This is a genomic window from Streptomyces coeruleoprunus (genome assembly GCF_039542925.1).
GTDB classification, from domain to species: Bacteria; Actinomycetota; Actinomycetes; order Streptomycetales; family Streptomycetaceae; genus Streptomyces; species Streptomyces coeruleoprunus.
Genome location: NZ_BAABIT010000001.1, coordinates 5,486,047 through 5,512,582 on the forward strand (window position 1 = coordinate 5,486,047; position 26,536 = coordinate 5,512,582).

Consider the following 26,536-nt stretch of genomic DNA (forward strand, 5'->3'; position numbering starts at 1 on the left):
GCCTCCGGAAGGAGGCCGCCGGGCCCCTCTTTTGCAGTCATCCGGCGTGCCGCCGTCGACAACCGTTCCTACGGTGTGCTCATGAGCAACACGCCGAGCCTCCGCATCGCCCTCAGCTGGTCCCTGCTGGCCGTCGCCGCCGGCGCCGGCGCGGCCGCCTGCGGAGGGCCGGACGGCCATCCGCTCTCCGCGCAGCCGTACGACGCCGCCCAGCAGGTCGCCTTCAACGGCCCCGGCGAGAACCGCAAGGCGCCGCTCGACAAGCCCCTGGAGGTCACCGCCAAGGGCGACGACGGCCGCATCACGGACGTCACGGCCGTCGACGAGGCCGGCCACCACCTGGCGGGCGAGCTGTCCGCCGACGGCACCCGCTGGCGCTCCACGGCCCCGCTGGCGGCCGGCGCCCGCTACACCCTCAAGGTCGCCACGGAGAACGGCGAGGGCGCCCCCGGGGCCCGCACGCTGACCTTCGACACGGCCCCGGCCAAGAAGGTCCTGAAGGTGGAACTGGGCCCGGAGCCCGGCAAGTACGGCGTCGGGCAGCCGCTCACGGCCAAGCTCGGCGCACCCGTCACCACCAAGGCCGGCCGGGCCGCCGTGGAGCGCGCCCTGAAGGTCCGCTCCACCCCGTCGGTGACCGGCTCCTGGTACTGGGTCGACGACAAGCTGCTGCACTTCCGGCCCAAGGAGTACTGGCCCGCCGGCGCCACCGTCACCCTGACGGGCAACCTCGAAGGCGTCCCCGTCGGCAACGGCATGTACGGCACGGCCACCGCACCGCTCAAGATCACCATCGGCGACCGTGTCGAGGCCATCACCGACGCGGGCGCCCACCACATGACCGTCAAGCGCAACGGCAAAGTGATCAACAGCATTCCGGTGACCACCGGAAAACCGGGCTTCTCCACTCGAAACGGGACCAAAGTCGTCCTGGAGAAGTCGTACTTCGTCCGGATGCGCGGGACGACCGTCGGCATCCCCGAAGGCACCAGCGACTCGTACGACCTGCCCGTCTACTACGCCACCCGCGTCACCTGGAGCGGCGAGTACGTGCACGCCGCGCCCTGGTCCGTCGGCTCACAGGGGTACGCCAACGTCAGCCACGGCTGTGTGGGCATGTCCACCGGCAACGCGGCCTGGTTCTACGAGAACATCCGCCGCGGCGACCTCGTCACGGTCGTCAACAGTCTGGGCCGGCCGATGGACCCGTTCGGGAACGGATTCGGCGACTGGAACGTGCCCTGGGACAAGTGGCGCAAGGGCAGCGCCGTCCTCGCGGGCACCCGGGACGGAGCCACCCCGGCCGACGGCGCCCGCCTGCGCCCGCAGGCGCTCTAGGAGCTCTCCCGCGGGCGCCGCCGCCCGGCCGTGCCGGTCAGGCCTCCACGGACAGGCGGCTGCGCAGCAGCGCGGCCAGGGTCTCGGCGAACTCGACCGGCTCCACCGGCAGCGTCACCGCCGCGTCGGCGCGGCTCCACGTGGCCAGCCAGGCGTCCTGGGGCCGGCCGATCAGCACCAGCACCGGCGGGCAGCGGAAGATCTCGTCCTTGATCTGGCGGCACACGCCCATCCCGCCCGCCGGGACCGCCTCGCCGTCCAGGACGCAGACGTCCACGCCGCCCTCCTCCAGGCGCTCCAGGACCGCCGGGAGCGTCGCGCACTCGATGTACTCGACCGGGGGAACGTCGGCCGCGGGCCTGCGCCCCGCCGCCAGCCGCACCTGCGCGCGGGTGTTCGCGTCGTCGCTGTAGACCAGTACGGTGGCGCTGGACTGCATGGTTCCTCCGAGTTCGTCCGCGGCAATGCTCGGTAACCGATGGCGCGGATGCTACTCCGTCCGACACCTTGTCAACACCGGTTCGGACACCCGAGCGATGGGCCGTTCGGGTCGCGTCACCGCACGCCGGAGGCCGGGGACACTCCGAACGGCACCCCCCGGAGTGAGGGCGGGATAAGCGACCGACATAATGTCGGTCGTGGCGACAGCAACGACAGTAGAAACCGGGCACGCGCACCCGTCGGTCAATCGGCCGAACCTCACCAGCGTCGGAACCATCATCTGGCTGAGTTCCGAGCTGATGTTCTTCGCGGCCCTCTTCGCGATGTACTTCACCCTGCGATCGGTAACGGGTGCCGAATACTGGGCGCAGCAGGCGGGACACCTGAACTTCCCGTTCTCGGCGACCAACACCACGATCCTGGTGCTCTCCTCCCTCACCTGCCAGCTCGGCGTCTTCGCCGCCGAGCGCGGTGACGTGAAGAAGCTGCGCGCCTGGTTCATCGTGACGTTCGTCATGGGCGCGATCTTCATCGGCGGCCAGGTCCTCGAGTACACCGAGCTGGTCAAGGAGGCGGGCCTCTCGCTCTCCTCCGACCCGTACGGCTCCGTGTTCTACCTGACCACCGGCTTCCACGGCCTGCACGTGACGGGCGGCCTCATCGCCTTCCTGCTGGTTCTCGGCCGGACGTACGCCGCCCGGCGGTTCACGCACGAGCAGGCGACGGCCGCGATCGTCGTGTCCTACTACTGGCACTTCGTCGATGTGGTCTGGATCGGCCTCTTCGCCACGATCTACATGATCAAGTAATCGGGCCCGCGCCCGACACATCCAGCAAGCATCGACGCAGAAGATCCTGACACCGGGGTAATCCGTGAAAAAGCTCTCCGCACGACGACGCCATCCGCTGGCGGCGTTCGTCGTCCTACTTCTCGCGCTGGCGGCCACTGGGGGGCTGTACGCCGCGTTCGCGCCCGCGGGCAAGGCGCAGGCCGACGAGACCGCCCAGTCCCTCGCCATCGAGGAGGGCAAGAAGCTCTACACCGTCGGCTGCGCCAGCTGCCACGGCACCGGCGGTCAGGGCACCTCCGACGGCCCGTCCCTGGTGGGCGTGGGCTCGGCAGCCGTGGACTTCCAGGTCGGCACCGGCCGTATGCCCGCACAGCAGCCGGGCGCCCAGGTCCCGCGGAAGAAGAACATCTACACGCAGGCCCAGATCGACCAGCTCGCGGCGTACATCGCGTCGCTCGGCGCCGGCCCGATCACGCCGACCGAGAAGCAGTACAGCGTGGAAGGCGCGAACGTCGCCCGTGGCGGCGAGCTGTTCCGCAACAACTGCGCCCAGTGCCACAACTTCACCGGTGAGGGCGGCGCCCTCACCAAGGGCAAGTACGCGCCTCCGCTCGACGACGTGAGCGAGAAGCACATCTACGAGGCCATGCAGACCGGCCCGCAGAACATGCCCTCCTTCCCCGACACCACGATGCCGGAGAAGGAGAAGAAGGACATCGTTGCGTACATCAAGGCCGTCAACGGTGACGAGACGCCGACCCCCGGCGGCTTCGCACTCGGCGGTCTCGGACCGGTCAGCGAGGGCCTGTTCGGCTGGATCTTCGGTCTGGGTTCCCTGATCGCTGTCGCCGTCTGGGTCGCGGCCCACACCGCTAAGGCCAAGAAGTCATGAGTAGCCAAGAGATTTCAGAAGAGAGCCTGCCCTCGAAGCAGGACACCGCGCACGGCACGGCGGTCGCCGAGAACCCGTTCGCCGATCCGGGGCTGCCGCCCCACAAGCCCCGTGTCCAGGACATCGACGAGCGGGCCGCCAAGCGCTCCGAGCGCACGGTCGCCCTGCTCTTCACGGTGTCGATGCTGGCGACCGTGGCGTTCATCGCCTCGTTCGTGATCTTCCCGGTCGACAAGATCGTGTACGTGTGGCCGCTGGGTCACATCAGCATCCTCAACCTGTCGCTGGGCCTGACGCTGGGCGTCTCGCTCTTCTGCATCGGCGCGGGCGCGGTCCACTGGGCCCGCACCCTGATGTCCGACGTGGAGATCGCGGACGACCGGCACGCCATCGAGGCCGAGCCCGAGGTCCGGACCAAGGTCATGGCGGACTTCGCCCAGGGCGCGGCCGAGTCCGGCCTCGGCCGGCGCAAGCTGATCCGCAACACCATGTTCGGCGCGCTGGCCATGGTGCCGCTCTCCGGTGTGGTGCTCCTGCGCGAGCTGGGCCCGCTGCCCGAGGACAAGCTCCGCAAGACGCTGTGGGCCAAGGGCAAGCAGCTCATCAACATGAACACGAACGAGCCGCTGCGTCCCGAGGACGTCGCGGTGGGTTCGCTCACGTTCGCCATGCCGGAGGGCCTGGAGGAGAGCGACCACAACTTCAACAACGAGATCGCCAAGGCCGCCCTGATGATCGTCCGGCTCCAGCCGGAGGACATCAAGGACAAGCGCGAGCTCGAGTGGTCGCACGACGGCATCGTCGCCTTCTCGAAGATCTGCACCCACGTGGGCTGCCCGATCTCCCTGTACGAGCAGCAGACGCACCACGTGCTCTGCCCGTGCCACCAGTCCACCTTCGACCTCTCCGACGGCGCCCGCGTCATCTTCGGCCCTGCCGGTCACGCCCTCCCGCAGCTGCGGATCGGCGTCAATGACAAGGGCTTCCTCGAGGCGCTCGGCGACTTCGACGAGCCCGTCGGTCCTGCATTCTGGGAGCGCGGATGAGTACGGCAGCTGACAACAAGCGGAAGGCGCCCGCCGGTGAGCGGGTGGCCGACTGGGCGGACGGCCGGCTCGGGATCTACTCCCTGGCCAAGGCCAACATGCGCAAGATCTTCCCGGACCACTGGTCCTTCATGCTGGGCGAGATCTGCCTCTACACCTTCATCATCATCATCCTCACGGGTGTGTACCTGACGCTGTTCTTCCACCCGTCGATGAACGAGGTGGAGTACCACGGCTCGTACGTCCCGATGCAGGGCATCCGGATGACCGAGGCGTACGCGTCGACGCTGGACATCAGCTTCGACGTCCGCGGTGGTCTGCTCATCCGGCAGATCCACCACTGGGCCGCGCTGATCTTCCTCGCCGGCATGTTCGTGCACATGATGCGCGTGTTCTTCACCGGCGCGTTCCGCAAGCCGCGTGAGATCAACTGGCTGTTCGGCTTCCTGCTGTTCGTCCTCGGCATGTTCACCGGTTTCACCGGTTACTCGCTCCCGGACGACCTGCTCTCCGGCACCGGTGTCCGCTTCACGCAGGGCGCGATCCTGTCGACGCCGATCATCGGTACGTACCTCTCGATGTTCCTGTTCGGCGGCGAGTTCCCCGGCCACGACATGGTGGCCCGGTTCTACTCGATCCACATCCTGCTGCTGCCGGGCATCATGCTCGGCCTCGTGGTGGCGCACCTGATCCTGGTCTTCTACCACAAGCACACGCAGTTCCCGGGTCCCGGCCGGACCAACAAGAACGTCGTCGGCATGCCGCTGCTGCCGGTCTACATGGCCAAGGCCGGAGGCTTCTTCTTCCTGGTCTTCGGTGTCATCGCGGTCATCGCCGCCCTGTTCACCATCAACCCGGTGTGGGCCCTCGGCCCGTACCGCCCGGACATGGTGTCCACCGGTGCCCAGCCCGACTGGTACATGGGCTTCGCCGAGGGTCTGATCCGTGTCATGCCGGGCTGGGAGATCAACCTGTGGGGCCACACGCTCGTCCTGGGCGTGTTCATCCCGCTGGTGCTCTTCGGCGTGATGCTGGTCGCCATCGCGGTCTACCCGTTCATCGAGTCCTGGATCACCGGGGACAAGCGCGAGCACCACATCCTGGACCGCCCGCGCAACGCCCCGACCCGTACGGCCCTCGGTGTCGCCTGGGTGACGGCCTACATGATCATGCTGATCGGTGGTGGCAACGACATCTTCGCCACCCACTTCCACATGTCGATCAACTCGATCACGTGGTTCGTCCGGATCTTCTTCTTCGTCGGACCGGTTATCGCGTTCATCGTCACCAAGCGGATCTGCCTGGGTCTCCAGCGCCGCGACCGCGACAAGGTGCTGCACGGCCGCGAGACCGGCATCATCAAGCGGCTGCCGCACGGTGAGTTCGTCGAGGTCCACGAGCCGCTCAGCCAGGCCCAGCTGCACGCGCTCACCGCGCACGAGCAGTACGCGCCGGCCGAGATCGGCCCGACGGTCGACGAGAACGGCGTGGAGCGCAAGCCGACCCGCAAGGAGAAGCTGCGCGCCAAGCTGAGCCAGGGCTACTTCGGCGAGGGCAACCAGATCCCGAAGGCCACGGTCGAGGAGTACAAGGAGATCACCAGCGGCCACGGCCACCACTGATCATCTGACCGACCCGGTCACCTGACCTGACGGTCGCCACGGCGAGAGCCCCGTCCAATCACCGGACGGGGCTCTTTGCCGTCCCCGGGGGTGGATAGGCTGGTGACCATCATCCGTACGGACCCAGGAGCGAGCATGAGCGCTGTGACCCCCGCTGGAGGCGACACCACGGCGGGCCGCTCCTGGCCCGTGGTCCTCGAATCCCTGCTGACCGGGCGCGACCTCGACGCCGACGCCACCGCCTGGGCGATGGAGCGGATCCTCACCGGCGAGGCCACCAACGCGCAGATCGCCGGGTTCGCGGTCGCCCTGCGCGCCAAGGGCGAGACCGTCGAGGAGATCACCGGCCTCGTCCGGACGATGTACGCGCACGCCCGGACCATCGAGGTGCCGGGACCGTCCGTCGACATCGTCGGCACGGGCGGCGACGGCGCCAAGACGGTCAACATCTCCACGATGTCGGCGATCGTCGTCGCCGGTACGGGCGCCAAGGTCGTCAAGCACGGCAACCGCGCCGCGTCCTCCGCGTCCGGCGCCTCCGACGTCCTGGAGAAGCTCGGCGTCAACCTCGAGCTGACGCCGGAGCGGGTGGCACAGGTCGCCGAGGAGGCCGGCATCACGTTCTGCTTCGCCGTGAAGTTCCACCCGGCGCTGCGGCACGTCGCCGCCGCCCGCAAGGAGCTGGGCATCCGTACCACGTTCAACTTCCTGGGCCCGCTCACCAACCCCGCCCGGGTCCGCGCCCAGGCCACGGGTGTGGCCGACGCCCGGATGGCGCCCATCCTCGCCGGTGTCCTCGCCGAGCGCGGCTCGTCGGCGCTGGTGTTCCGCGGCGACGACGGGCTGGACGAGCTGACGACCACGGCCACCTCCCGGGTGTGGGTCGTGCGCGAGGGCCGGGTCCGCGAGGAGGCCTTCGACCCGCGGGACGTCGGTGTCGAACTCGTGCCGGTGGAGGCGCTGCGCGGCGCGGACGCCTCGTACAACGCGGACGTCGCCCGCCGGCTGCTGGGCGGCGAGACCGGGCCCGTACGGGACGCGGTGCTGCTGAACTCGGCGGCCGCGCTCGTGGCGCTGGAGCCGACGGACGCGCCGCTCGCGGAGCAGATCCGTGCCGGCATGGCCAGGGCGGCGGAGTCCATCGACTCGGGCGCCGCGCGGCAGGCCCTGGAGCGCTGGGTCCGGGCGAGCAACCACTAGGGCCGGCGGCCGGTCCCTTTGTGCCACCCGTCCCGCCATGCGGGACGACCGCCCGCAACGGGACCGGCGTATGGCAAGATGCTCCCCAAGGTCATGAGTGACAGCGACTACGGCCCCGGCCCGCTGTCCGGCAACCCTCCGTCCGTGGCGGGGTGCCCCGGGTGAAGACCAGGCCGCAGGCAGCGAGGTCTGTGGCAAGCGCGGACCCCTGCCACCCTGGGGTCCTGGTCCTCTGGGGAGCAGTCTCGTGAGCAAGCGAATGCGCTAGGGCGTACCGCCCCTTCTTCGCGCACCCCTTTCCTTTCTCCTGCGCCCGCACCGCCGTTGTCGTGCCGTGCCGTCGTCGCGCAGTGAATTCGCCTTGCCCTGACGGGAGTTCGACATGTCTGCCTTCACCGTTGCCACCGACCGCACCCTTTGTGAGCCTCTGCCCGTTCTCGGCCGGGACGTCACCGTTCCGCTCGTGACCGGCGGCGAGGTCACCTACGCCGCGCTCGACTACGCGGCCAGCGCCCCCGCGCTCCAGCGGGTCTGGGACGACGTGGCGGCGTACGCGCCCTACTACGGCAGCGTCCACCGGGGCGCCGGATACCTCTCCCAGCTCTCCACCGACCTGTTCGAGAACAGCCGCAGGACCGTCGCCGAGTTCCTCGGCTGCCGCCCCGGCGACCAGGTCGTCTTCACGCGCTCCACGACCGACTCGCTCAACCTGCTCGCCCGGGCCCTGCCCGAGGGCTGTCAGGTCTTCGTCTTCGAGACCGAGCACCACGCCTCCCTGCTGCCGTGGCGTGACGCGCGCGTCACCTACCTGAACGCGCCGCGCACCCCCGCGCAGGCCGTCGAGACCCTGGAGCGGGCGCTCGCCGACCGGGACCCCTACGGCCCCGCCCTGGTGTGCGTGACGGGCGCCTCCAACGTGACCGGCGAGCTGTGGCCCGTACGGGAGCTGGCCGCCGCCGCCCACGCGCATGGGGCGCGGATCGTGCTGGACGCGGCCCAGCTGGCGCCGCACCACCCGGTGGACATCGCGGACCTGGACGTCGACTGGGTGGCGTTCTCGGGGCACAAGCTGTACGCGCCGTTCGGGGCCGGCGTGCTGGCCGGGCGGGCGGACTGGCTGAGCGACGCCGAGCCGTACCTGGCCGGCGGCGGCGCCTCGCGTACCGTGGCGCGGCGCGCGGACGGCGGGGTGGACGTCGCCTGGCACACCACGGCCGCCCGCCACGAGGCCGGCTCCCCGAACGTGATCGGCGCCTACGCGATCGCCTCCGCCTGTACGGCCCTGAAGGAGGCCGGCTTCGACGCGCTCGTGGCGCGGGAGCAGGAGCTGATCGCCCGCGTCCGGGAGGGCCTGGCGCGGGTGCCCGGTGTGCGGGTGCTGTCGCTGTTCGGTGACGACGCGCCGCGCGTGGGCGTGCTGTCCTTCGTCGTGGAGGGCTGGAACAGCTCCCACTTCGCGGCCGCCCTGTCCGCCGAGTACGGCATCGGCGTGCGCGACGGGCTGTTCTGCGCCCACCCGCTGGTGCGGACGCTGCTGGGCAGCGCCCCGCAGGAGCCGGGGGAGTGCGGCGCCCCGGAGGCCGAGCCCGGGGAGAGGTCGCTGAACGCGATCCGGGTCAGCTTCGGCGCGGGGACGCCGGACGAGCACGTGGAGCGGTTCACCGGCGCCGTCGCGGAACTCGTCCGGGACGGGGCGCGGTGGAACTACCGCACGGAGGACGGTCGTTGCGTGCCCGACCGGGGCTGACCCGTCTCACCCGTACGGGTGATTCCCGGGGTCGCTCAGGCGTCGAGGCCGATCGCGAACGCGGCCTCCAGGTCGTGCTGCGAGTACGTACGGAACGCCACGTGCGTGTCCGTGGCCTCGACGCCGGGGATCTTGCTGATGCGGCCCGGGATGACCTCGGCCAGGTCCTCGTGGCGCGCCACCCGGACCATGGCGATCAGGTCGTAGGTACCGGTGACGGAGAAGACCTCGCTGACGCTGTCCAGCGCGGCGATCGCCTCCGCGATCTCCGGAATGCGGTCCACGCTGGTCTTGATGAGCACGATCGCGGTGATCACGGCTGTCCCTCTCCCTCGGTGGCCGCTGCTGGGGCCTTCACTCTAATGCCCCGGTAGCGGGCCCACGCGTAGAGGAAGCCCAGCGCGAAGCCGATCAGGTGCGCCAGGTACGCGACGCCCGGGCCCGTGCCCGCCTCCCGGGCGGCCAGCCACTGCAGGACGAACCAGAAGATCAGCACGATCCAGGCGGGGAAGCGCAGCGGCAGGAAGAACAGGAACGGGAACAGGCTGGTCACCCGCGCCCGCGGGAAGAGGTACAGGAACGCGCCCAGCACCCCCGAGATCGCCCCCGACGCCCCCACCAGCGTCTGCGTGCTGTCCGCGTGCACGACCGCGTACCCGAACAGCGCCAGGCAGCCGCACCCCACGTAGAACAGCGCGAACCTGACGTGCCCCATCCGTTCCTCGGCCATCGCCCCGAAGACGAAGAGGAACAGCATGTTCCCGAGCAGGTGCAGCCAGTTGCCGTGCACGAAGAGCGCGCTGAACGGGGTCAGCAGCGCCCCGGGCGCCCCCGACAGCAGCTCCGCGGGGATCACGCCCCAGCGCCGGAAGTACGCGCTCTGCTCCGCGATCAGCAGCTCGCCCGTGCCGTACGACGGGTTCAGTCCGGACGCCGGCCCCAGGAGGAAGATGAGGGAGCAGACACCGATCACCCCGTAGGTCACCGTGGGCCCGGTGACCACGCCCCGGGCCGCTCGCCGCCAATCGATCATGCACAGATCATGACGTAAAGGGAGTGAGCGGGGCAGAGTGCCTCGCCGGGGCGCGGGGTACCTGCAAGGCCGTAGGGTTACGGGCGTGCCTCCGGGCCCATCCCGGAGACATCCGCAGTTCGACGGCGCACCGCGGCTCCCGCAAGGCACGACCGGACCACGAGAAGGACGGCACCATGACGACGGTTCCCCTGCCGACCGCCGAGACCCGTTGGCGCTGCACGCTCTGCGGCAACCTGACACGCTTCGACGTGACGCGCTCCTCCAAGGTCGTGGAGTACGTCCATCTGGACCTGGCGGGCGAGCCCAAGGTCGAGGAGCGCGAGGTGGTCAGTGAGACCATCGAGTCGGTCCGCTGCCGCTGGTGCAACGCGGTGGACCAGATCGAGCTGGTGGACAGGCCGGGCGCCGCCTCCTGAGACGGGGCGCCCGCGGAGAACGGACGGGTAGTGGGGTGACGGATCGTGGAGCAGCCGGAGAGCGGCGCCGAGTCGGCCGGTGCGGCCGGTGACGCCGCCGAGGCGCTCGACCGCCCGCTGCCCGAGGCGGTGCGGCGGAGGGTCGTCGCGCTGGTGTCGGACGCGTTCGGCGGCCTGACGGTCGCCGAGCTGCCCGCGCAGCTCCGCCAGTACGCCCGGTTCACCCCCAGCAGGCGCGCCCGGTTCGCGGGCAACGCCATGGCCGCCGCCCTGGAGAGCGACCCGCTCTTCCGCCAGCGGATCGGCGAGCGGCTGAAGGACACCGAGCCGGAACTCGCCGGGGCGGTCGAGTCCGGGGCCCCGCCGGCGGCCGCCGACCCCGTGGACGTGGCCGCCTCCGCCTATGTGCTGCGCCCGGCCGGCTGGGTCAAGCTGGTCGCCGCCGCGGGCGAGGAGGCCCAGCGCGCGGACGCCGAGCGCGCCGACGAGGCGGGCCGGCGGGAACTGGAACGACTCCGTGAGGAGCTCGCCGCCGCGCGCGCCCACACCAGGGCCGAGACCGAGCGGCTGCGCACCGAACTGGACGCCGCCCGCAAGGAAGCCGAATCGCTTCAGCGTAAGCTGCGCAGCGCCCAGAGCGATGTGAAGCGCGGCGAGGCCGCCCTGCGCCACGCCCGTGCCGACATCGACGGCGTACGGGCGGAGGCCGCCGCCCAGGTGTCGGCCGCCGAGAGCGAGACGCGCCGCCTCAAGGCCCGCCTCGCGGAGGCGGAGGCGGCCCTGGAGGCCAGCCGCAGAGCCGCCCGCGAGGGCCGGTCGGTGGAGGACATGCGGGTGCGGCTGCTGCTCGACACCGTGCTGGAGTCCGCCCAGGGGCTGCGCCGGGAACTGGCGCTGCCGCCCGTCTCCGTACGCCCCGCCGACACCGTCGACGCGGTCGAGCCCGGCCGGATCTCGCCCAAGGACATCGCCGCCCGCGCCCTGTCGGAGACCGACCCGGCGCTGCTCGACCAGCTCCTCGCCCTGCCGCAGGCGCACCTGGTCGTCGACGGCTACAACGTCACCAAGACCGGCTATCCGACCATGCCGCTGGAGAAGCAGCGGCTCCGGCTGCTCGGCGGGCTCTCCGCGCTCGCCGCCCGGTCCGGCGCGGAGGTCACCTGTGTCTTCGACGGCGCCGAACTGGCGGCGCCGGTGCTGCTCGCTCCGCCGCGCGGGGTGCGCGTGCTGTTCTCCAAGCCCGGCGTGACCGCCGACGAGCTGATCCGCCAGCTGGTGCGGGCCGAGCCGCCGGGCCGGCCCGTGGTGGTCGTCTCCAGCGACCGCGAAGTCGCCGACGGCGTCGCGAAGTCGGGTGCCCGGCCCGTCGCGTCCGTCATGTTGCTGAAGCGGCTTTCGCGCATCTCGTAACTCCTGCGCGGCATGTCCGGATTGAGGGTGCGGCCGGGGAACGTACCGTCAACTCCCCATGACACAGCGTGGGGCGCGTGTAAAGAAAGTGCCCCCCGGGGAGTTTTTTCCGATGAGGATTTGAACTGATCACAAGTTGGTCACTAGGGTCTGGCCTCGAACCTTCGCGCGGTTGATCGCCCAACCGGGGTGACAGCGAAGGAACCGCCTGAACCGTGCAGTTCGGACTCGTTTTCACGGGGGAGATCCGGACGCGATGCGCGAGCCGGGGCACCGACCACCCAGCCCGGCAGGCGGCTCAGAGGAAGAAGGAGCTCGCCTCCGTGGCGTCCCACCGTCGACCCAAGCAGCCGAGCCGCGCCCGTGTGTCCGTGCTCACCGCGACCGCCGCGGCCGCTGTCGCCCTGACCGCCCAGACCGCCTCGGCCACTCCGCAGCCGAGCAAGGACCAGGTCAAGGAGAAGGTCGACAAGCTCCATCACGAAGCCGAGGCGGCCACGGAGCAGTACAACCTGGCCGACGAGCGCAGGGAGAAGCTCCAGAAGGAGGTCAGCGCCCTCCAGGACCAGGTCGCCCGCGGCCAGCAGGAGCTCAACACCCTCCGCGACAGCATCGGTTCGGTCGCCAGCGCCCAGTACCGCAACGGCGGCATCGACCCGGCGCTCCAGCTCTTCCTCTCCTCCGACCCGGACACCTACCTCGACAAGGCGTCCGCCGTCGACCAGCTCAGCGCCAAGCAGACCGAGACCCTCCGGTCCATCCAGGCCAAGCAGCGCACCCTCGCCCAGCAGCGCGCCGAGGCCACGGCGAAGCTCGCCGACCTCGAGGACGTGCGCAAGTCGCTCGGCGAGAAGAAGAAGAAGTTCCAGGCCAAGCTGGCCGAGGCGCAGAAGCTCCTCAACACGCTCACCGCCGAGGAACGGCGGAAGATGCAGGAGGAGGAGCAGCGCGCCAGCCGCGAAGCCGGCGAGCGCGTCGAGCTCGGCAACGAGGTCCCCGCCTCCCAGCGCGGTGCCGCCGCCCTCAACGCCGCCGCCACGCAGGTCGGCAAGCCGTACGTCTCCGGCGCCGAGGGCCCCAACGCCTACGACTGCTCCGGCCTGACCCAGTGGGCCTACCGCCAGGCGGGCGTGAGCATCTCCCGCACCACGTACACCCAGCAGAACGACGGCATGAAGATCGGCCGCAGCCAGCTCAAGCCGGGCGACCTGGTCTTCTTCAACAACCTCGCCCACGTGGGCCTGTACGCGGGCAACAACACCGTCCTGCACGCCCCGAAGCCGGGCGCGTACGTCCGCTACGAGTCGATGAACTACCTCGGCGACTTCCAGTTCGGCGTCCGCATCTGACACCGGTCCGGCTCCCCGCATATGACCGGGGGCCAGTGCCGGCCATCTGATATGGGCGGCGCGCCGACAAGCCACCCGAACCGCCCCTCATACGCGCCCGATCGGGGGAATTCCCGTCCCCCGAAGTGACGCCACGCCCCGCCGGTGACCAGTGTTTCCCGGCGGGGCGTCCATTTGTGCCCCTTCCGAGGTCTTTGGCCGGGCCATGGCCGCACGGCTACTGTCTGCCGCGCACACCAGCCCTGCGTACAGCTGAAGGGAGCGCGGTTCGTGGCGTCCCATCGCCGGCCCTCACATCCGGGCCTCACCAAGAGCGCCAAGGTCACCGTCCTGTCCGCCGCGGCGGCCACGGCGGCGGCCCTCGGCGCCACGCCGGTGAGCGCCGATCCGGTCGACACCGCCGACGCCACCCGGGCGCGCGTCGACCGGCTCTACGCCGAGGCCGAACAGGCCACGGAGAGCTTCAACAAGGCCGACGAGCGCGCCGACCAGCTCCGCGAGCAGGTGGCCAGGGCGCAGGACCGGGTGGCCCGCGGGCAGGAGCGCATCAACCGGATGCGTGGCGCGCTCGGCTCCGTGGCGGGTGCGCAGTACCGCTCGGGCGGCATCGACCCGGCGCTCGCGCTGATGTTGTCCGAGGACCCCGACACGTACCTGGACAAGGCCGCCGTCCTGGACCGGATCAGCGAACGGCAGGCCGGCGCGCTCGCCGAACTCCAGCGCTCCCAGCGCGACCTGGCCCAGGAGCGCGCCGAAGCCACCCGCACCCTCGCCGAACTGGAGCGCAGCCGGGCGGTCGTGGCCCGCCACAAGCGCACCGTCGAGAAGAAGCTCGCCGAGGCCCGGGCCCTGCTGAACTCCCTGCCGGAGGGCGAGCGGGACGCCTTCGACCGCGCCTCCCGCTCCGGCCGCGACGACAGCCTGCTGCCGCCGGTGTCCGGCGAGGCCGCGTCGGGGCGGGCGGCCATCGCGGCGCAGGCGGCCCGTTCCGCGCTCGGCAAGCCGTACGTGTGGGGAGCCAACGGCCCCAACGGCTTCGACTGCTCGGGCCTCATGCAGTGGTCCTACGCCCAGGCGGGCGTCGCCCTGCCCCGCACCTCCCAGGCGCAGCGCAACGCCGGCCGGCACGTCCCGCTCTCCGAGGCCCGCCCCGGCGACCTGGTCACCTACCGGTCCGACGCCAGCCACGTAGGGATGTACATGGGCAACGGCCAGGTCATCCACGCCCCCTACCCGGGCGCCCCGGTCCGCTACGACCCGGTCGGCATGATGCCGATCTCGGCGGTGACCCGCGTCTGACCACCCGGCCGGCCGTGATCTTCCCCCACCCCGCCCCTTCCCGAATCGGGGCTCTGCCCCCGAACCCCCCCCGCTCCTCAAGCGCCGGAGGGGCTGAATTCGCCCCCCCGGCCACGGGGAGGGGCGGGGTAGGGGAAAGATCCGCCGGACACCACCTGGGCCGGGGCCCCGTACGATCGCCGTGTGGGAGTGGGGTGGACGAGGCGGGCCGGGGCGGTCGCCGTGCTGCTCGGGCTGCTGCTCGTCGCCACCGGGTGCCGGGAGCCCCGGACGGGCGGTGACGGCACGGCCGGTATCCAGGAGGCGCTGGACCGGCGGGCCGCCGCCGTGCTCGCTCGTGAGGTGCCGCCGCAGGACCCGGCCGTGCGGGAGTTCGCCCACCTCGCCCGCGTACCGCTCGCGTCCTGGACGTACCGGGTGCTCGACGTACGGCGGGAGGGGGCGACCGCGCGGGTGCGGGCCGAGGTGGGCCACCGGCTCGACGGGTACGACGCCGCCGCCGTGACCGGTGAGCGGCTGCTGGAACTCGTCGAGCGGGACGGGCGCTGGCGGGTCACCGCCGACCGTCCCGGCGGGGGCGCGGCGGCCCAGCTGTGGCAGCAGGGCCCCGTCGACGTCGTGCGCGGTACGCACAGCCTGGTCCTCGGGGTCGGGCAGGAGCCCGCGCGGCTGCGTGAGATCGCCGGGCTCGCCGACCGCGCCGTGCCCGCCGTCGCGGACGCCTGGCCCGGGCGGTGGGCCCGGCGCGTCGTGGTGCTGGTGCCGCGCTCCCTGGACGACATGGCCGCGCTGCTGGGAGAGCCCGCGGCGCGGTACCGGGGCATGGCGGCGGTGACCACCGGGCGTACGGGCCGGGGAGCGCGCACACCGGCCGACCGGGTCGTGGTCAACCCCGAGGCGTTCGGCGCCCTGGGCGGGTTCGGGCGGCGTGTCGTGCTGACGCACGAGACCGCGCACGCGGCGACCCGGGCGGACACCTCGGCGGCCACGCCGATGTGGCTCTCGGAAGGCTTCGCCGACTGGGTCGCCTACCGGGGGACGGGCCTGCCCGCCGGTGAGATCGCCCCGGAGCTGCGGCGGGCCGTCCTGGCGGGCGGGCCGCCCGCCGCCCTCCCGGCCGACGGGGACTTCGCGTTCGGTGGCGACCCGGCCGCCGCGGCCCGCGCGTACGAGGGGGCGTGGCTGGCCTGTCGGCTGATGGCCGAGCGGTGGGGCGAGGGGAAGGCCGTCGCGTTCTACCGGGCGGTCGGCGGCGGGACACCGGTACCGCGGGCCATGGCGGAGGTGCTGGGCACCTCGCCGGACGCCTTCACGCGCGCGTGGCGGGACTTCGCGCGTCAGGAGTTGAGCAGCGCGCCGTCCCGGTGAGTGGCCTGGGCGGGGATACGGGCCCCGGCGGCCCGCAGGCGCGGCTCGGTCACCGTCTGGAGCCACAGCCGGCGGCAGGCGATCAGCGACGCGGCCACCAGCAGGCCGTTGCGGACGAACAGCAGCGCCAGCCCGAGGGTGTCGCTGGACACCACGTGCGAGAACCAGAGCGGGAACTCCAGGAACGTCACCCCGGTCGCCACCAGCACCAGGACGGCCGGCCGGCGCATCCGGCTGGCCCGCCACACCAGGCACACCGCGGCCAGGCCCACCAGCCACAGCATGTACTGCGGGCTGATCACCCGGCTCGTCGTGGTGAACAGCAGCACCGCCGCGAACGCCGCGTCGCTGAGCGTCGTCGTGCCGAACTCGCGCGCCTTCAGCCGCCACAGCACCAGCCAGCCGAGCGCCAGCACCGACAGCGCCAGGGCCGCCTTGCTGACCAGCGGCACGTACGGGCCGAGGAACTCCACCGACCCGTAGTTGAGTCGGACCTCGCCCTCCCACGCACCGACGTAACGGGCCACGTGGAAGACCAGGGAGCCCAGCGACTCCACCTCGGTGCCCCGGTCCCGCTGGAACGTGAGGAACGCCAGCGCGCCGGGCGCCGCGAGGACGCACGCCAGCAGCACCGCGGCGCCCGAGGCGGCCGCCGCGGTCCACGAGCGGAGGGCGGCCCGGCCCCGGGCCATGCCCAGGAGCAGCAGCACCGGCCACACCTTCAGCAGCGCCCCGACGCCGGTCAGGACGCCCATGGTGCGGGGGTTGCGGACGCCGGCGAGCAGCGCGGTGACGGCGACGGCCGTGACCATGACGTCGTAGCGGGAGTAGGCGGTGGGGCCGAGCAGCGGCAGGCCGATCACCCACACCCACGCGCCCGCGTGGCTCTTGCCGGGCTGCCTGCCCGCGTACATGAGCAGGCCGAAGACGACCGCGTCGCAGAGGAAGGCCAGGACGAAGAAGGCGTGCGCGTAGCCGAGGAAGGGCAGCAGGCCGGGGGAGAGGATCGCGAACGCGGCGGCCGGCGGGTACTGCCACGTGACGTCGTCCAGCGGATACGTTCCACCGCGCAGGACGTCGTACCAGCCCTGGTAGATCACGGAGACGTCGACGGTGACGTCGGGGCCCGGGACGAAGACGACCTTGAAGGTGTAGAGCAGCAGCACGGCCCTGCTGAGGAGCCAGAGGAGTATCGGCAGCCGTGGTCCGCTCGCGTACTTCATGGGTACCTCGTCCGTTTGGTCGGTTGTCTACGTGTTCGGGCGGAGCTGTGGGGCAGCGATTCGGCCAGGGCTTCGGTACTCTTCGGCCACGATGCGCAAGACCTTGATCGTAACCAACGACTTTCCACCGCGGCCCGGCGGGATTCAGGCATTCCTGCACAACATGGCCCTGCGACTGGATCCCGAGCGGGTCGTCGTCTACGCGTCCACCTGGAAACGCGGGCGGGAAGGCGCCGAGGCGACCGCTCTGTTTGATGCGGAACAGCCCTTCCGGGTTGTCCGGGACCGTACGACGATGCTGCTCCCGACCCCGCGCGTCACCGCCCGGGCCGTCGGTCTGCTGCGCGAGCACGGCTGCGAGGCGGTCTGGTTCGGGGCCGCCGCGCCGCTCGGCCTGATGGCGCCCGCGCTGCGCAGGGCGGGCGCGCGGCGGATCGTCGCCACCACGCACGGCCACGAGGCCGGGTGGGCCCAGCTGCCGGCGTCCCGGAACCTGCTGCGGCGCATCGGCGAGGGGACGGACACGATCACGTACCTGGGCGAGTACACGCGCCGGCGCATCGCCGCCGCGCTCTCCCCGGAGGCCGCGGCGCGCATGGTCCAGCTGCCGCCGGGCGTGGACGAGAAGACCTTCCACCCCGGCTCCGGCGGCGACGAGGTGCGGGAGCGGCTGGGTTTGGCGAACCGGCCCGTGGTCGTCTGCGTCTCCCGGCTGGTGCCGCGCAAGGGGCAGGACACCCTGATCGCCGCCATGCCCGCGGTCCTCGCCGCGGTGCCGGACGCCGTCCTGCTGATCGTCGGGGGCGGGCCGTACGAGAAGGACCTGCACCGGCTCGCCCGGGAGACGGGCGTGGCCGAATCCGTACGGTTCACCGGGGCCGTGCCGTGGGGGGAGCTGCCGGCGCACTTCGGCGCGGGCGACGTCTTCGCCATGCCGTGCCGGACGCGCAGGGGCGGGCTGGACGTCGAAGGGCTCGGCATCGTCTACCTGGAGGCGTCCGCGACGGGCCTGCCGGTGGTCGCGGGCGACTCGGGCGGCGCCCCGGACGCGGTCCTGGACGGCGAGACCGGCTGGGTCGTGCGGGGCGGCTCCCCGGAGGACTCCGCCGAACGGATCGTGGCGCTGCTCCAGGACGCCGAACTGCGGCGCCGCATGGGCGAGCGGGGCCGCGAGTGGGTCGAGGAGAAGTGGCGCTGGGACCTGCTGGCGCAGCGGCTGGAGGAGCTGCTGTAGGCCCGGACGCGCCGGCCGGGGCGCCGGGGCCGCGCCAGGCCCCCGATCGGCCTCGTGGCCGGTCGTGCGGCGCCTGTCGACCGGCCTCGCGATCGGCCTGGCCATCCGTCCGCAAGGCCTCGCGCGATCGGCCTCGTGACCGGCCGCGCGATGACCGTCCGACCGGCCTCGCGATCGGTCGCGCGAGGCCCGCGCGACCGTCCCTGCGCGACACCTGGGCGGAACGCCGCAGTCCGCCCATGCTGCGCCCATGACCTCCTATCTGACGCGTCGTCACTTCGTAGGGCTCGGCGCCCTGCAAGCGGCCGCGCTGCTCGGCCTCACCCGTATCGGTGTCGGCTCCGCCTCCGCCAGGGACGCGGCAGCCGACCACACGCCCGCCCTCGTCATCGGCTCCGGCTACGGCGGCGCCGTCGCCGCCCTCCGGCTCGGCGAGGCCGGCATCCCCACCACCGTCCTGGAGATGGGCGCCCTGTGGAACCGCCAGGGACCCGACGGGCGCGTCTTCTGCCCGACGACCGCCCCCGACCACCGCTCCATGTGGTTCCGCACCCGCACCGAGGCCCCGCTCGCCACGTTCCTCTGGCTCGACGTCGTCAACAAGGACATCACCCCGTACCCCGGCGTCCTCGACCGCGTCCGCTTCGACGCCATGTCCGTGTACGTGGGCCGCGGCGTCGGCGGCGGCTCCCTCGTCAACGGCGGCATGGCCGTCACCCCCGACCGCGACTACTTCGCCCGGGTCCTGCCGCACGCCGACGCCGCCGCCATGTACGACACGTACTTCCCGCGCGCCCGCCGGACGCTGGGCGTCAACGCCATCGACCCGGCCTGGTTCGAGTCCACCGAGTGGTACCGCTTCTCCCGGATCTCCCGCGCCCACGCCGCCCGCACCGGCCTCGCCACGACGTTCGTGCCCAACGTGTACGACTTCGACCACATGCGCCGCGAGGCCGAGGGCACCGCGCCCCGATCCGCCCTCGCGGGCGAGGTCATCTACGGCAACAACCACGGCAAGCGCACCCTCGACCGTACGTACCTCGCCGCCGCGCTCGGCACCGGCAACGTCACCATCGAGACCCTCCACCGGGCCCGCGCCCTGCGCCCCCTGCCCGGAGGCGGCTACGTCGTCACCGCCGACCGCATCGACACGACCGGCCGGACCGTCGCCACCCGCGAGATCTCCTGCCGCCGCCTCTTCCTCGCCGCCGGCAGCCTCGGCACCACCGAACTCCTGCTGCGCGCCCGGGACACCGGCACCCTGCCGGACCTCAGCGAGCACATCGGGAGCGGCTGGGGCCCCAACGGCAACGTCATGACCGGCCGCGCCAACCACCTGTGGGACACCGTCGGCGAGCGCCAGTCCACCATGCCCGTCCTCGGCATCGACGACCGCGCCAACCCCGACAACCCGGTCTTCGCCGAGATCGCGCCCCTGCCCACCGGCCTGGAGCACTGGATCAGCCTCTACCTGGCCATCACCCGCACCCCGGAGCGCGGCACGCTCACCTACGACGCGGCCACCGACGGCGTACGGCTCCACTGGACCCCGGACCAGAGCCGGGCCTCCACCGCCTCCGCCAAGAGGCTCTTCGACCGCGTCAACGCCAGGAACGCCACCGTCTACCGCTACGACCTGTTCGGCGGCAACCGCGCCTTCGCCGACGACTTCACCTACCACCCGCTGGGCGGCTGCGTCCTGGGCCTCGCCACGGACGCGTACGGCGCGGTGCGCGGAGCCCCCGGCGTCTGGGTCACCGACGGAGCCCTCGTCCCGGGCTCCATCGGCGTCAACCCGTTCCTGACCATCACGGCCCTGGCGGAGCGCGCCATGGACCGTGCCCTCGCGGAACAGCCGTCCTAGGGCCTGTCCGGCAAATCCCCGCCTGCCCCGCGACGCCTGGCACGCACTCCCCCAAGGCCTTGAGAGCCAGGGGGGACCCCCAGCCGCGTTGCCGAACCGCCCACGTGGCTCCGCCACGAGGGCGCTCCGGCGCCTTGCGATCGCACGCGCCAGACGCCGCGGGGCCCGCCCTTCGGGCGGACGACGGGGATTTGCCGGACAGGCCCTAGCCGCGGTAGATCGCCTCGATCTCGTCGGCGAAGTCCTTCGCCACCACATTGCGCTTCAGCTTCAGCGACGGCGTGATGTGACCGGCCTCCTCCGTGAACTGGGAGGTGAGGATGCGGAATTTCCGCACCGATTCCGCCTTGGACACCGCGGCGTTGCCGTCGTCCACCGCCCGCTGCACCTCGGCCAGCAGGTCCGGGTCGTCCCGCAGCGACGCCGCCGTCGAGCCGGCCGGCTTGCCGTGCTCGGCGGCCCAGCGGGCCAGGAACTCCTCGTCCAGGGTGACCAGCGCGCCCACGAACGGGCGGCCGTCGCCCACCACCATGCACTCGGCGACCAGGGCGTGCCCGCGGATGCGGTCCTCGATCACGGCCGGGGCGACGTTCTTGCCGCCCGCGGTCACCAGGATCTCCTTCTTGCGGCCCGTGATGGACAGGTAGCCGTCCTCGTCCAGCGTGCCGATGTCGCCCGTGTGGAACCAGCCGTCCGCCAGCGCCTCGGCCGTCGCCGCCTCGTTCTTCCAGTAGCCCGTGAAGACGTGCTCGCCGTGCAGCAGCACCTCGCCGTCGTCGGCGATCCGCACCACCGAACCCGGCAGCGGCTGCCCGACCGTACCGATCTTCTGCCGGTCCCACGGGTTGAACGCCGTCGCCGCGCACGACTCCGTCAGGCCGTAGCCCTCCAGCACCGTGAAGCCGATGCCGCTGTAGAAGTGGCCCAGGCGCTCACCCAGCGGCGCGCCGCCCGAGATGGCGAACTCGCACCGGCCGCCCAGCACCGCCCGCAGCTTGCCGTAGACCAGCGCGTCGAACAGCTTGTGCTTCAGCCGCAGCCCCAGCGAGGGGCCGCGCGGCGTCGCCTTGGCGCGGCTGTACGCGATGGCCGTCTGCGCCGCCTTGTCGAAGATCTTGCCCTTGCCGTCCGCCTGCGCCTTCGCGCGCGCCGTGTTGTAGACCTTCTCGAAGACCCGCGGCACGCCCAGGATCAGCGTCGGCCGGAACGACGCCAGGTCGTCCGTCAGGTTCTTGATGTCCGGGACGCAGCCGAGCCGGATCGGCGCCAGCACCGAGGCGACCTCCACCATCCGCCCGAAGACGTGCGCGGCCGGCAGGAACAGCAGCACCGACGAACGGCCCGTGTGGAACAGCGGCTTCAGCCGCTCCACGACATTGCCGCACTCGGCGAAGAAGTTGCGGTGCGTCAGCACACAGCCCTTGGGGCGGCCGGTCGTGCCCGAGGTGTAGACGATCGTCGCGATGTCGTCCGCCTTGGCGGTCGCGCCGCGCTCGTCGACCGTCTCGTCGGAGACGTCCTTGCCGGCCTCCGTGAGCGCGTCGATCGCGCCGTCCTCGATCTGCCACACGTGCTTCAGGTCGGGCAGCGCGTCCCGTACCTCCGCGACGGAGGCGGCGTGCGCCGCGCTCTCCACGATCACCGCGACCGCGCCCGAGTCACCGAGGATCCACTGGATCTGCTCGGGCGAGCTGGTCTCGTACACCGGCACGGTCACCGCGCCCGCGCTCCAGATCGCGAAGTCCAGCTGCACCCACTCGTAACGGGTACGGGAGATCAGGGCCACCCGGTCGCCGGGCCGCACGCCCTGCGCGATCAGCCCCTTCGCGGCCGCCCGCACCTCGGCGAGGAACCGCGTCGCCGTCACGTCCTCCCACGACCCCGCGACCTTGCGGGCCATGACGGCCACGTCCGGGTGCTGAGCGGCGTTGCGGCTGATCAGATCCGTCAGGTTGCCGTCCGTGGGGACCTCGTACAGGGCCGGAAGGCTGAACTCGCGCAAGACTGCTGCTCCTCATCGGGCGCCGACGCCACGGCTCTGTGTGATGCGCCGGTTTGCGGTCCACTACGGATACGCGCTCAGTGGGGTGAGCACGACTGGACTGCCCGGACGTTACCCACCAGTACTGGGTTCCCGATAGGGGGTCCTGGTCAGATGTTCGCTGCGTCACACGTCATCGGTAGTGCTTCGCGCACAGTAGTCCACACCTGTCACGACTCGGAAGTAACCGCAGGTCCGGCCCCTTGCCCTCACCCCTAAGGTGGGGTCCCATGCGAGTTCATGTGCTCAGCGACGTGCACGGGAACGCCGAGGACCTGGCCCGGGCCGGGGACGGCGCCGACGCCCTCATCTGCCTCGGCGACCTGGTGCTGTTCCTCGACTACGCCGACCACTCCCGCGGCATCTTCCCCGACCTGTTCGGCGTCGCCAACGCCGACCGCATCGTCGCCCTGCGCACGGCCCGCCGCTTCGACGAGGCCCGCGACTTCGCCCGCAACCTCTGGACCGAGCTGGCCGCACGCGGCGTCGACCGGGCCACCGCCATCGAGTCCGCGGTGCGCACGCAGTACGCCGAGCTGTTCGCCGCCTTCCCCACCCCCACCTACGCCACCTACGGCAACGTCGACATCCCCGCCCTCTGGCCCGAGTACGCCCGGCCCGGCACCACCGTCCTGGACGGCGAGCGCGTCGAGCTGGACGGCCGCGTCTTCGGCTTCGTCGGCGGCGGCCTCCCCAGCCCCATGCGTACCCCCTACGAGATCCCCGAGGAGGAGTACGCCGCGAAGGTCGAGGCCCTCGGCGAGGTCGACGTCCTCTGCTCGCACATCCCGCCGGACGTCCCGGAGCTGACGTACGACACCGTGGCCCGGCGCTTCGAGCGCGGCTCCGGCGCCCTCCTCGACGCGATCCGCCGCACCCGCCCCCGCTACGCCCTCTTCGGCCACGTCCACCAGCCGCTCGCGCGGCGCATGCGGATCGGCTCGACCGAGTGCGTGAACGTGGGACATTTCGCGGCGTCGGGCAGGCCCTGGGCCCTGGAATGGTGACCGGCGGGCACGCGATAGCCTTCACTGCACGTACCGAGCCCTCTGGAGGAGCCACAGCGATGGCGGAACACACCAGCTCGAGCATCACCATCGGGGCGGCCCCGGCCGACGTCATGGGCGTGATCGCCGACTTCGCCCGCTACCCGGAGTGGACGGGCGAGGTGAAGGAGGCCGAGGTGCTGTCCAAGGACGACGCCGGCCGCGCCGAGCAGGTCCGCCTCGTGCTGGACGCCGGAGCGATCAAGGACGACCACACCCTGGCGTACACCTGGACCGGCGACGACGAGGTCAGCTGGACCCTCGTGAAGTCCCAGATGCTGCGCGCCCTGGACGGCTCCTACCGGCTCGCACCGCTCTCGGGCGGCGCCGCCACCGAGGTGACGTACCAGCTCACCGTGGACGTCAAGATCCCCATGCTCGGCATGATCAAGCGCAAGGCCGAGAAGGTCATCATCGACCGCGCCCTCGCCGGGCTGAAGAAGCGCGTCGAGTCGACGACGAAGGCCTGACGGGCGGCTCGCGGCCCCGCCGCGGCCGGCCGGTACGGTTCACCCATGCGTACGCTCCTCGTCACCGGCCCCGGCGGCGCCGGCCGCACCACGCTCGCCGCCGCGACCGCCCTGGATGCCGCCCGCCGGGGAAGGCGCGTCCTGCTGGTCGGCGACGCGCCCGCCGACTGGTTCAGGGGCGAGGAGTGCGTGGAGCGCGGGCTGCTCGCCGTACGCCGCGTCGACCCCGGTGCGCACTTCCGCGCCGAGGTCCTCGCCCTCCAGGAGCACGCCGCGGCCGCGTTCGAACTGCTCGGCGCCGCCCGGCTCGACGACGAGGAGCTGACCGCGCTGCCCGGCGCCGACCGGTTCGCGTTCCTCAAGGCCCTGCGGGAGGCCGCGCGGGACGAGCCGGACCTCCTCGTCGTCGACCTGCCGCCGCTGCCCGACGCCGTCGCCCTGCTCGCCCTGCCCGAGCAACTGCGCCGCTACCTGCGCCGGCTCCTCCCGCCCGAGCGGCAGGCCGCCCGCGCCCTGCGGCCCATGCTGGCCCAGCTCGCCGGGGTGCCCATGCCCGCGGAGTGGCTGTACCGCACGGCCGCCCGCTGGGACGCCGACCTGGCGGCCGTGCAAGACCTGATCGACGCCCCGGACACCGGCGTACGGCTCGTGGTGGAGCCCGGCCCCGCCGCCGCGGCCGCCCTGCGCACCGCCCGCGCCGGCCTCGCCCTGCACCGCGTCGCCCTCGACCCGGTCGTCGCCAACCGCGTCCTGCCCACCACGTCCCCCGACCCCTGGCTGGCCGCCCTCGCCGCCGAACAACAGGCCCACCTCAAGGACCTGCGCGACGAGCACGAGCAGGTGCACGAGGTCGCCCACGCCGGGCCCGCCCCGCGCTGCGCCGACGCCCTCGCCGCCCTCGGCCCGCTTCCGCCCGCGGACACCGCCCCCGCACCCGCGCCCGAGTGGGAGGTCGAGGACCGGCGCGACACCGACGGCGTCCTGGTCTGGCGCGTCCCCCTCCCCGGCGCCGCCAAGCCCGACCTCGGCCTCGTCCGCCGAGGCGACGAACTCGTCCTCACCGTCGGGCCGTTCCGCCGGATCGTCCCGCTGCCCTCCGCCCTGCGCCGCTGCACCGTCTCCGGGGCGAGCCTGCGCGACGGCGTCCTCGGCGTACGGTTCACGCCCGACCCCGGACTGTGGCCGCGTACCCCCTGAACACGCCTCCACCGTTCGGGTAACGTCGATGCCATGAGCGATGCCACCGACCGCCCCGACGCGGACGCCTGGGCGCAGGCCTGCGAGGAGGACCTGGCGGCCGAGCGCGCCCGCCGCCGTGGCCACAGCGCGCCGCCCCCCGGCTCCGCCGCCGAGGAACTGCGCAAACTCGTCGACGCCGTCGCCGACAAGGTGTCGTCGCTGGGCGTCCCGCTCCTCGGAGCCGGGCCGCAGCACGCCGTGCGGACCTTCGTCGACCAGGCCAGGTCCGCCATCGAACCGGTCATCGAGCGCAACCCGCAGGTCTTCGACCACCTCGCGGCCGCCGGCAGCGAACTGCTCGCCGCCTACCGCTCCGCCGTACAGGGCCACGAGCACCGCTGGACCCACGGCCCCCGGCAGAGCGCCGCCCCCGAAGGCGACGAGCGGAAGAACGACGGCGGTCCTTCCGGCAGCGAGCACATCGACCTGGACTGACAGGACGGTGCCCGCCCTCGGGTACGGTTGGCCATAGCGGGGCTCGACCGAAAACTGAGGGACACATGGGACTCACCATCGGCGTCGACATCGGCGGCACGAAGATCGCGGCCGGCGTGGTCGACGAAGAGGGCACCATTCTCGACACGCACAAGGTGCCCACCCCGTCGACACCCGCAGGCATCGTCGACGCGATCTGCGCGGCCGTCTCCGAAGCCGGCAAGGGCCATGACATCGAGGCGGTCGGCATCGGCGCCGCCGGGTACGTCGACGACAAGCGCGCCACCGTCCTCTTCGCGCCGAACATCCACTGGCGGCACGAGCCGCTGAAGGACAAGGTCGAGCAGCGCGTCGGGCTCCCGGTGGTCGTCGAGAACGACGCGAACGCCGCGGCCTGGGGCGAGTACCGCTTCGGCGCGGGCCAGGGCCACGACGACGTCATCTGCATCACGCTGGGCACGGGCCTCGGCGGCGGCATCATCATCGGCAACAAGCTGCGCCGCGGCCGCTTCGGCGTGGCCGCCGAGTTCGGCCACATCCGGGTCGTCCCGGACGGCCTCCTGTGCGGCTGCGGCAGCCAGGGCTGCTGGGAGCAGTACGCCTCCGGCCGCGCCCTCGTCCGCTACGCCAGGCAGCGCGCCAACGCCACCCCCGAGAACGCCACGATCCTGCTCGGCCTGGGCGACGGCACCCCCGAGGGCATCCAGGGCAAGCACATCAGCGACGCCGCCCGCCAGGGCGACAAGGTCGCCATCGACTCGTTCCGCGAGCTGGCCCGCTGGGCCGGCGCCGGCCTCGCCGACCTGGCCTCGCTCTTCGACCCGTCGGCCTTCATCGTGGGCGGCGGCGTCTCCGACGAGGGCGAACTCGTCCTGGACCCGATCCGCAAGTCGTTCCGCCGCTGGCTCGTCGGCGGCCAGTACCGCCCGCACGCCCAGGTCCTCGCGGCCCAGCTGGGCGGCAAGGCCGGCCTGGTCGGCGCCGCGGACCTGGCCCGCCAGGGCTGACGCCCCCGGTTTCGACCCCCGC

General features: G+C 72.1%; 24 protein-coding genes and 1 riboswitch. Of the genes, 19 read left to right on the plus strand and 5 right to left on the minus strand.

Annotation, left to right across the window (positions count from 1 at the left end; all coding sequences use genetic code 11):
- Window positions 1-81 precede the first annotated feature (81 nt).
- Window positions 82-1,338, plus strand: a complete 1,257-nt coding sequence (locus tag ABEB09_RS24525; protein WP_345692068.1) for a L,D-transpeptidase — start codon at window positions 82-84, stop codon at window positions 1,336-1,338.
- A gap of 37 nt (window positions 1,339-1,375) precedes the next feature.
- Here ABEB09_RS24525 and ABEB09_RS24530 read toward each other — a convergent pair whose 3' ends face one another.
- Window positions 1,376-1,777, minus strand: a complete 402-nt coding sequence (locus ABEB09_RS24530) for a DNA-binding transcriptional response regulator (RefSeq protein WP_345692069.1) — start codon at window positions 1,775-1,777, stop codon at window positions 1,376-1,378.
- 190 nt (window positions 1,778-1,967) lie between these two features.
- On the opposite strand from ABEB09_RS24530, the gene ctaE reads away from it, so the two are divergent.
- The 6 genes from ctaE to ABEB09_RS24560 all read left to right on the plus strand — a co-directional run bounded on the left by ctaE (window position 1,968) and on the right by ABEB09_RS24560 (window position 9,077).
- On the plus strand, window positions 1,968-2,588 hold the full coding sequence (gene ctaE / locus ABEB09_RS24535; protein WP_345692070.1) for an aa3-type cytochrome oxidase subunit III: 621 nt from the start codon (window positions 1,968-1,970) through the stop codon (window positions 2,586-2,588).
- 64 nt (window positions 2,589-2,652) lie between these two features.
- Window positions 2,653-3,462, plus strand: a complete 810-nt coding sequence (qcrC, locus tag ABEB09_RS24540; RefSeq protein WP_345692071.1) for a cytochrome bc1 complex diheme cytochrome c subunit — start codon at window positions 2,653-2,655, stop codon at window positions 3,460-3,462.
- Window positions 3,459-4,508, plus strand: a complete 1,050-nt coding sequence (qcrA, locus tag ABEB09_RS24545; protein ID WP_345692072.1) for a cytochrome bc1 complex Rieske iron-sulfur subunit — start codon at window positions 3,459-3,461, stop codon at window positions 4,506-4,508. The genes qcrC and qcrA overlap by 4 nt, the downstream gene beginning before the upstream one ends.
- Entirely contained in the window at window positions 4,505-6,130 is a 1,626-nt protein-coding gene (gene qcrB, locus ABEB09_RS24550; protein WP_345692073.1) for a cytochrome bc1 complex cytochrome b subunit, read from the plus strand. Before qcrA ends, qcrB begins: the two co-directional genes overlap by 4 nt.
- A gap of 135 nt (window positions 6,131-6,265) precedes the next feature.
- Window positions 6,266-7,330 carry an anthranilate phosphoribosyltransferase gene (gene trpD, locus ABEB09_RS24555; protein ID WP_345692074.1) on the plus strand — a complete coding sequence of 355 codons (1,065 nt, stop codon included), beginning with the start codon at window positions 6,266-6,268 and terminating at the stop codon, window positions 7,328-7,330.
- A gap of 89 nt (window positions 7,331-7,419) precedes the next feature.
- A riboswitch (SAM riboswitch) is annotated at window positions 7,420-7,537 on the plus strand.
- Between the two features lie 175 nt (window positions 7,538-7,712).
- Complete coding sequence (locus ABEB09_RS24560; RefSeq protein WP_345692075.1) at window positions 7,713-9,077, plus strand: aminotransferase class V-fold PLP-dependent enzyme; 1,365 nt, start codon at window positions 7,713-7,715, stop codon at window positions 9,075-9,077.
- 35 nt (window positions 9,078-9,112) lie between these two features.
- Here the strand turns inward: ABEB09_RS24560 and ABEB09_RS24565 are convergent, their stop codons facing one another.
- Window positions 9,113-9,394, minus strand: coding sequence for an Lrp/AsnC family transcriptional regulator (locus tag ABEB09_RS24565; RefSeq protein ID WP_345692076.1), 282 nt, complete (start codon window positions 9,392-9,394; stop codon window positions 9,113-9,115).
- Window positions 9,391-10,110 (minus strand): rhomboid family intramembrane serine protease, encoded by a 720-nt coding sequence (locus tag ABEB09_RS24570; RefSeq protein WP_345692077.1) that lies wholly within the window; start codon window positions 10,108-10,110, stop codon window positions 9,391-9,393. Before ABEB09_RS24570 ends, ABEB09_RS24565 begins: the two co-directional genes overlap by 4 nt.
- Before the next feature lie 176 nt (window positions 10,111-10,286).
- On the opposite strand from ABEB09_RS24570, the gene ABEB09_RS24575 reads away from it, so the two are divergent.
- The 5 genes from ABEB09_RS24575 to ABEB09_RS24595 all read left to right on the plus strand — a co-directional run bounded on the left by ABEB09_RS24575 (window position 10,287) and on the right by ABEB09_RS24595 (window position 15,955).
- On the plus strand, window positions 10,287-10,529 hold the full coding sequence (locus tag ABEB09_RS24575; protein WP_128976779.1) for a hypothetical protein: 243 nt from the start codon (window positions 10,287-10,289) through the stop codon (window positions 10,527-10,529).
- 45 nt (window positions 10,530-10,574) lie between these two features.
- Window positions 10,575-11,939 carry an NYN domain-containing protein gene (locus ABEB09_RS24580; RefSeq protein ID WP_345692078.1) on the plus strand — a complete coding sequence of 455 codons (1,365 nt, stop codon included), beginning with the start codon at window positions 10,575-10,577 and terminating at the stop codon, window positions 11,937-11,939.
- A 323-nt stretch (window positions 11,940-12,262) separates the two neighbouring features.
- Window positions 12,263-13,288 carry a C40 family peptidase gene (locus ABEB09_RS24585; protein ID WP_345692079.1) on the plus strand — a complete coding sequence of 342 codons (1,026 nt, stop codon included), beginning with the start codon at window positions 12,263-12,265 and terminating at the stop codon, window positions 13,286-13,288.
- A gap of 270 nt (window positions 13,289-13,558) precedes the next feature.
- Window positions 13,559-14,587, plus strand: a complete 1,029-nt coding sequence (locus ABEB09_RS24590) for a C40 family peptidase (protein ID WP_345692080.1) — start codon at window positions 13,559-13,561, stop codon at window positions 14,585-14,587.
- A gap of 183 nt (window positions 14,588-14,770) precedes the next feature.
- A complete protein-coding gene (locus ABEB09_RS24595) occupies window positions 14,771-15,955 on the plus strand; it encodes a hypothetical protein (RefSeq protein WP_345692081.1) in 1,185 nt (394 codons plus the stop codon).
- Here the strand turns inward: ABEB09_RS24595 and ABEB09_RS24600 are convergent.
- On the minus strand, window positions 15,925-17,178 hold the full coding sequence (locus ABEB09_RS24600; RefSeq protein WP_345692082.1) for a glycosyltransferase 87 family protein: 1,254 nt from the start codon (window positions 17,176-17,178) through the stop codon (window positions 15,925-15,927). The two genes, ABEB09_RS24595 and ABEB09_RS24600, sit on opposite strands and share 31 nt — an antisense overlap.
- 91 nt (window positions 17,179-17,269) lie before the next feature.
- On the opposite strand from ABEB09_RS24600, the gene ABEB09_RS24605 reads away from it, so the two are divergent.
- Window positions 17,270-18,412 (plus strand): glycosyltransferase family 4 protein, encoded by a 1,143-nt coding sequence (locus ABEB09_RS24605; protein WP_345692083.1) that lies wholly within the window; start codon window positions 17,270-17,272, stop codon window positions 18,410-18,412.
- Between the two features lie 250 nt (window positions 18,413-18,662).
- Window positions 18,663-20,276 (plus strand): GMC oxidoreductase, encoded by a 1,614-nt coding sequence (locus ABEB09_RS24610; protein WP_345692084.1) that lies wholly within the window; start codon window positions 18,663-18,665, stop codon window positions 20,274-20,276.
- Between the two features lie 205 nt (window positions 20,277-20,481).
- Here ABEB09_RS24610 and ABEB09_RS24615 read toward each other — a convergent pair whose 3' ends face one another.
- Window positions 20,482-22,278: an AMP-dependent synthetase/ligase gene (locus tag ABEB09_RS24615; RefSeq protein WP_345692085.1), complete on the minus strand. Its 1,797-nt coding sequence runs from the start codon at window positions 22,276-22,278 to the stop codon at window positions 20,482-20,484.
- A 269-nt stretch (window positions 22,279-22,547) separates the two neighbouring features.
- Between ABEB09_RS24615 and ABEB09_RS24620 the strand changes: the two genes are divergently transcribed.
- From ABEB09_RS24620 to ABEB09_RS24640, 5 genes are all read left to right on the plus strand, one after another.
- Complete coding sequence (locus tag ABEB09_RS24620) at window positions 22,548-23,324, plus strand: metallophosphoesterase family protein (RefSeq protein WP_345692086.1); 777 nt, start codon at window positions 22,548-22,550, stop codon at window positions 23,322-23,324.
- A gap of 59 nt (window positions 23,325-23,383) precedes the next feature.
- Window positions 23,384-23,833, plus strand: coding sequence for an SRPBCC family protein (locus ABEB09_RS24625; protein ID WP_345692087.1), 450 nt, complete (start codon window positions 23,384-23,386; stop codon window positions 23,831-23,833).
- A gap of 45 nt (window positions 23,834-23,878) precedes the next feature.
- Window positions 23,879-25,030, plus strand: a complete 1,152-nt coding sequence (locus ABEB09_RS24630; protein WP_345692088.1) for an ArsA family ATPase — start codon at window positions 23,879-23,881, stop codon at window positions 25,028-25,030.
- Between the two features lie 33 nt (window positions 25,031-25,063).
- Window positions 25,064-25,507, plus strand: a complete 444-nt coding sequence (locus ABEB09_RS24635; RefSeq protein ID WP_345692089.1) for a DUF5304 domain-containing protein — start codon at window positions 25,064-25,066, stop codon at window positions 25,505-25,507.
- 65 nt (window positions 25,508-25,572) lie between these two features.
- Window positions 25,573-26,514 (plus strand): ROK family glucokinase, encoded by a 942-nt coding sequence (locus tag ABEB09_RS24640; protein ID WP_345692090.1) that lies wholly within the window; start codon window positions 25,573-25,575, stop codon window positions 26,512-26,514.
- Window positions 26,515-26,536 lie beyond the last annotated feature (22 nt).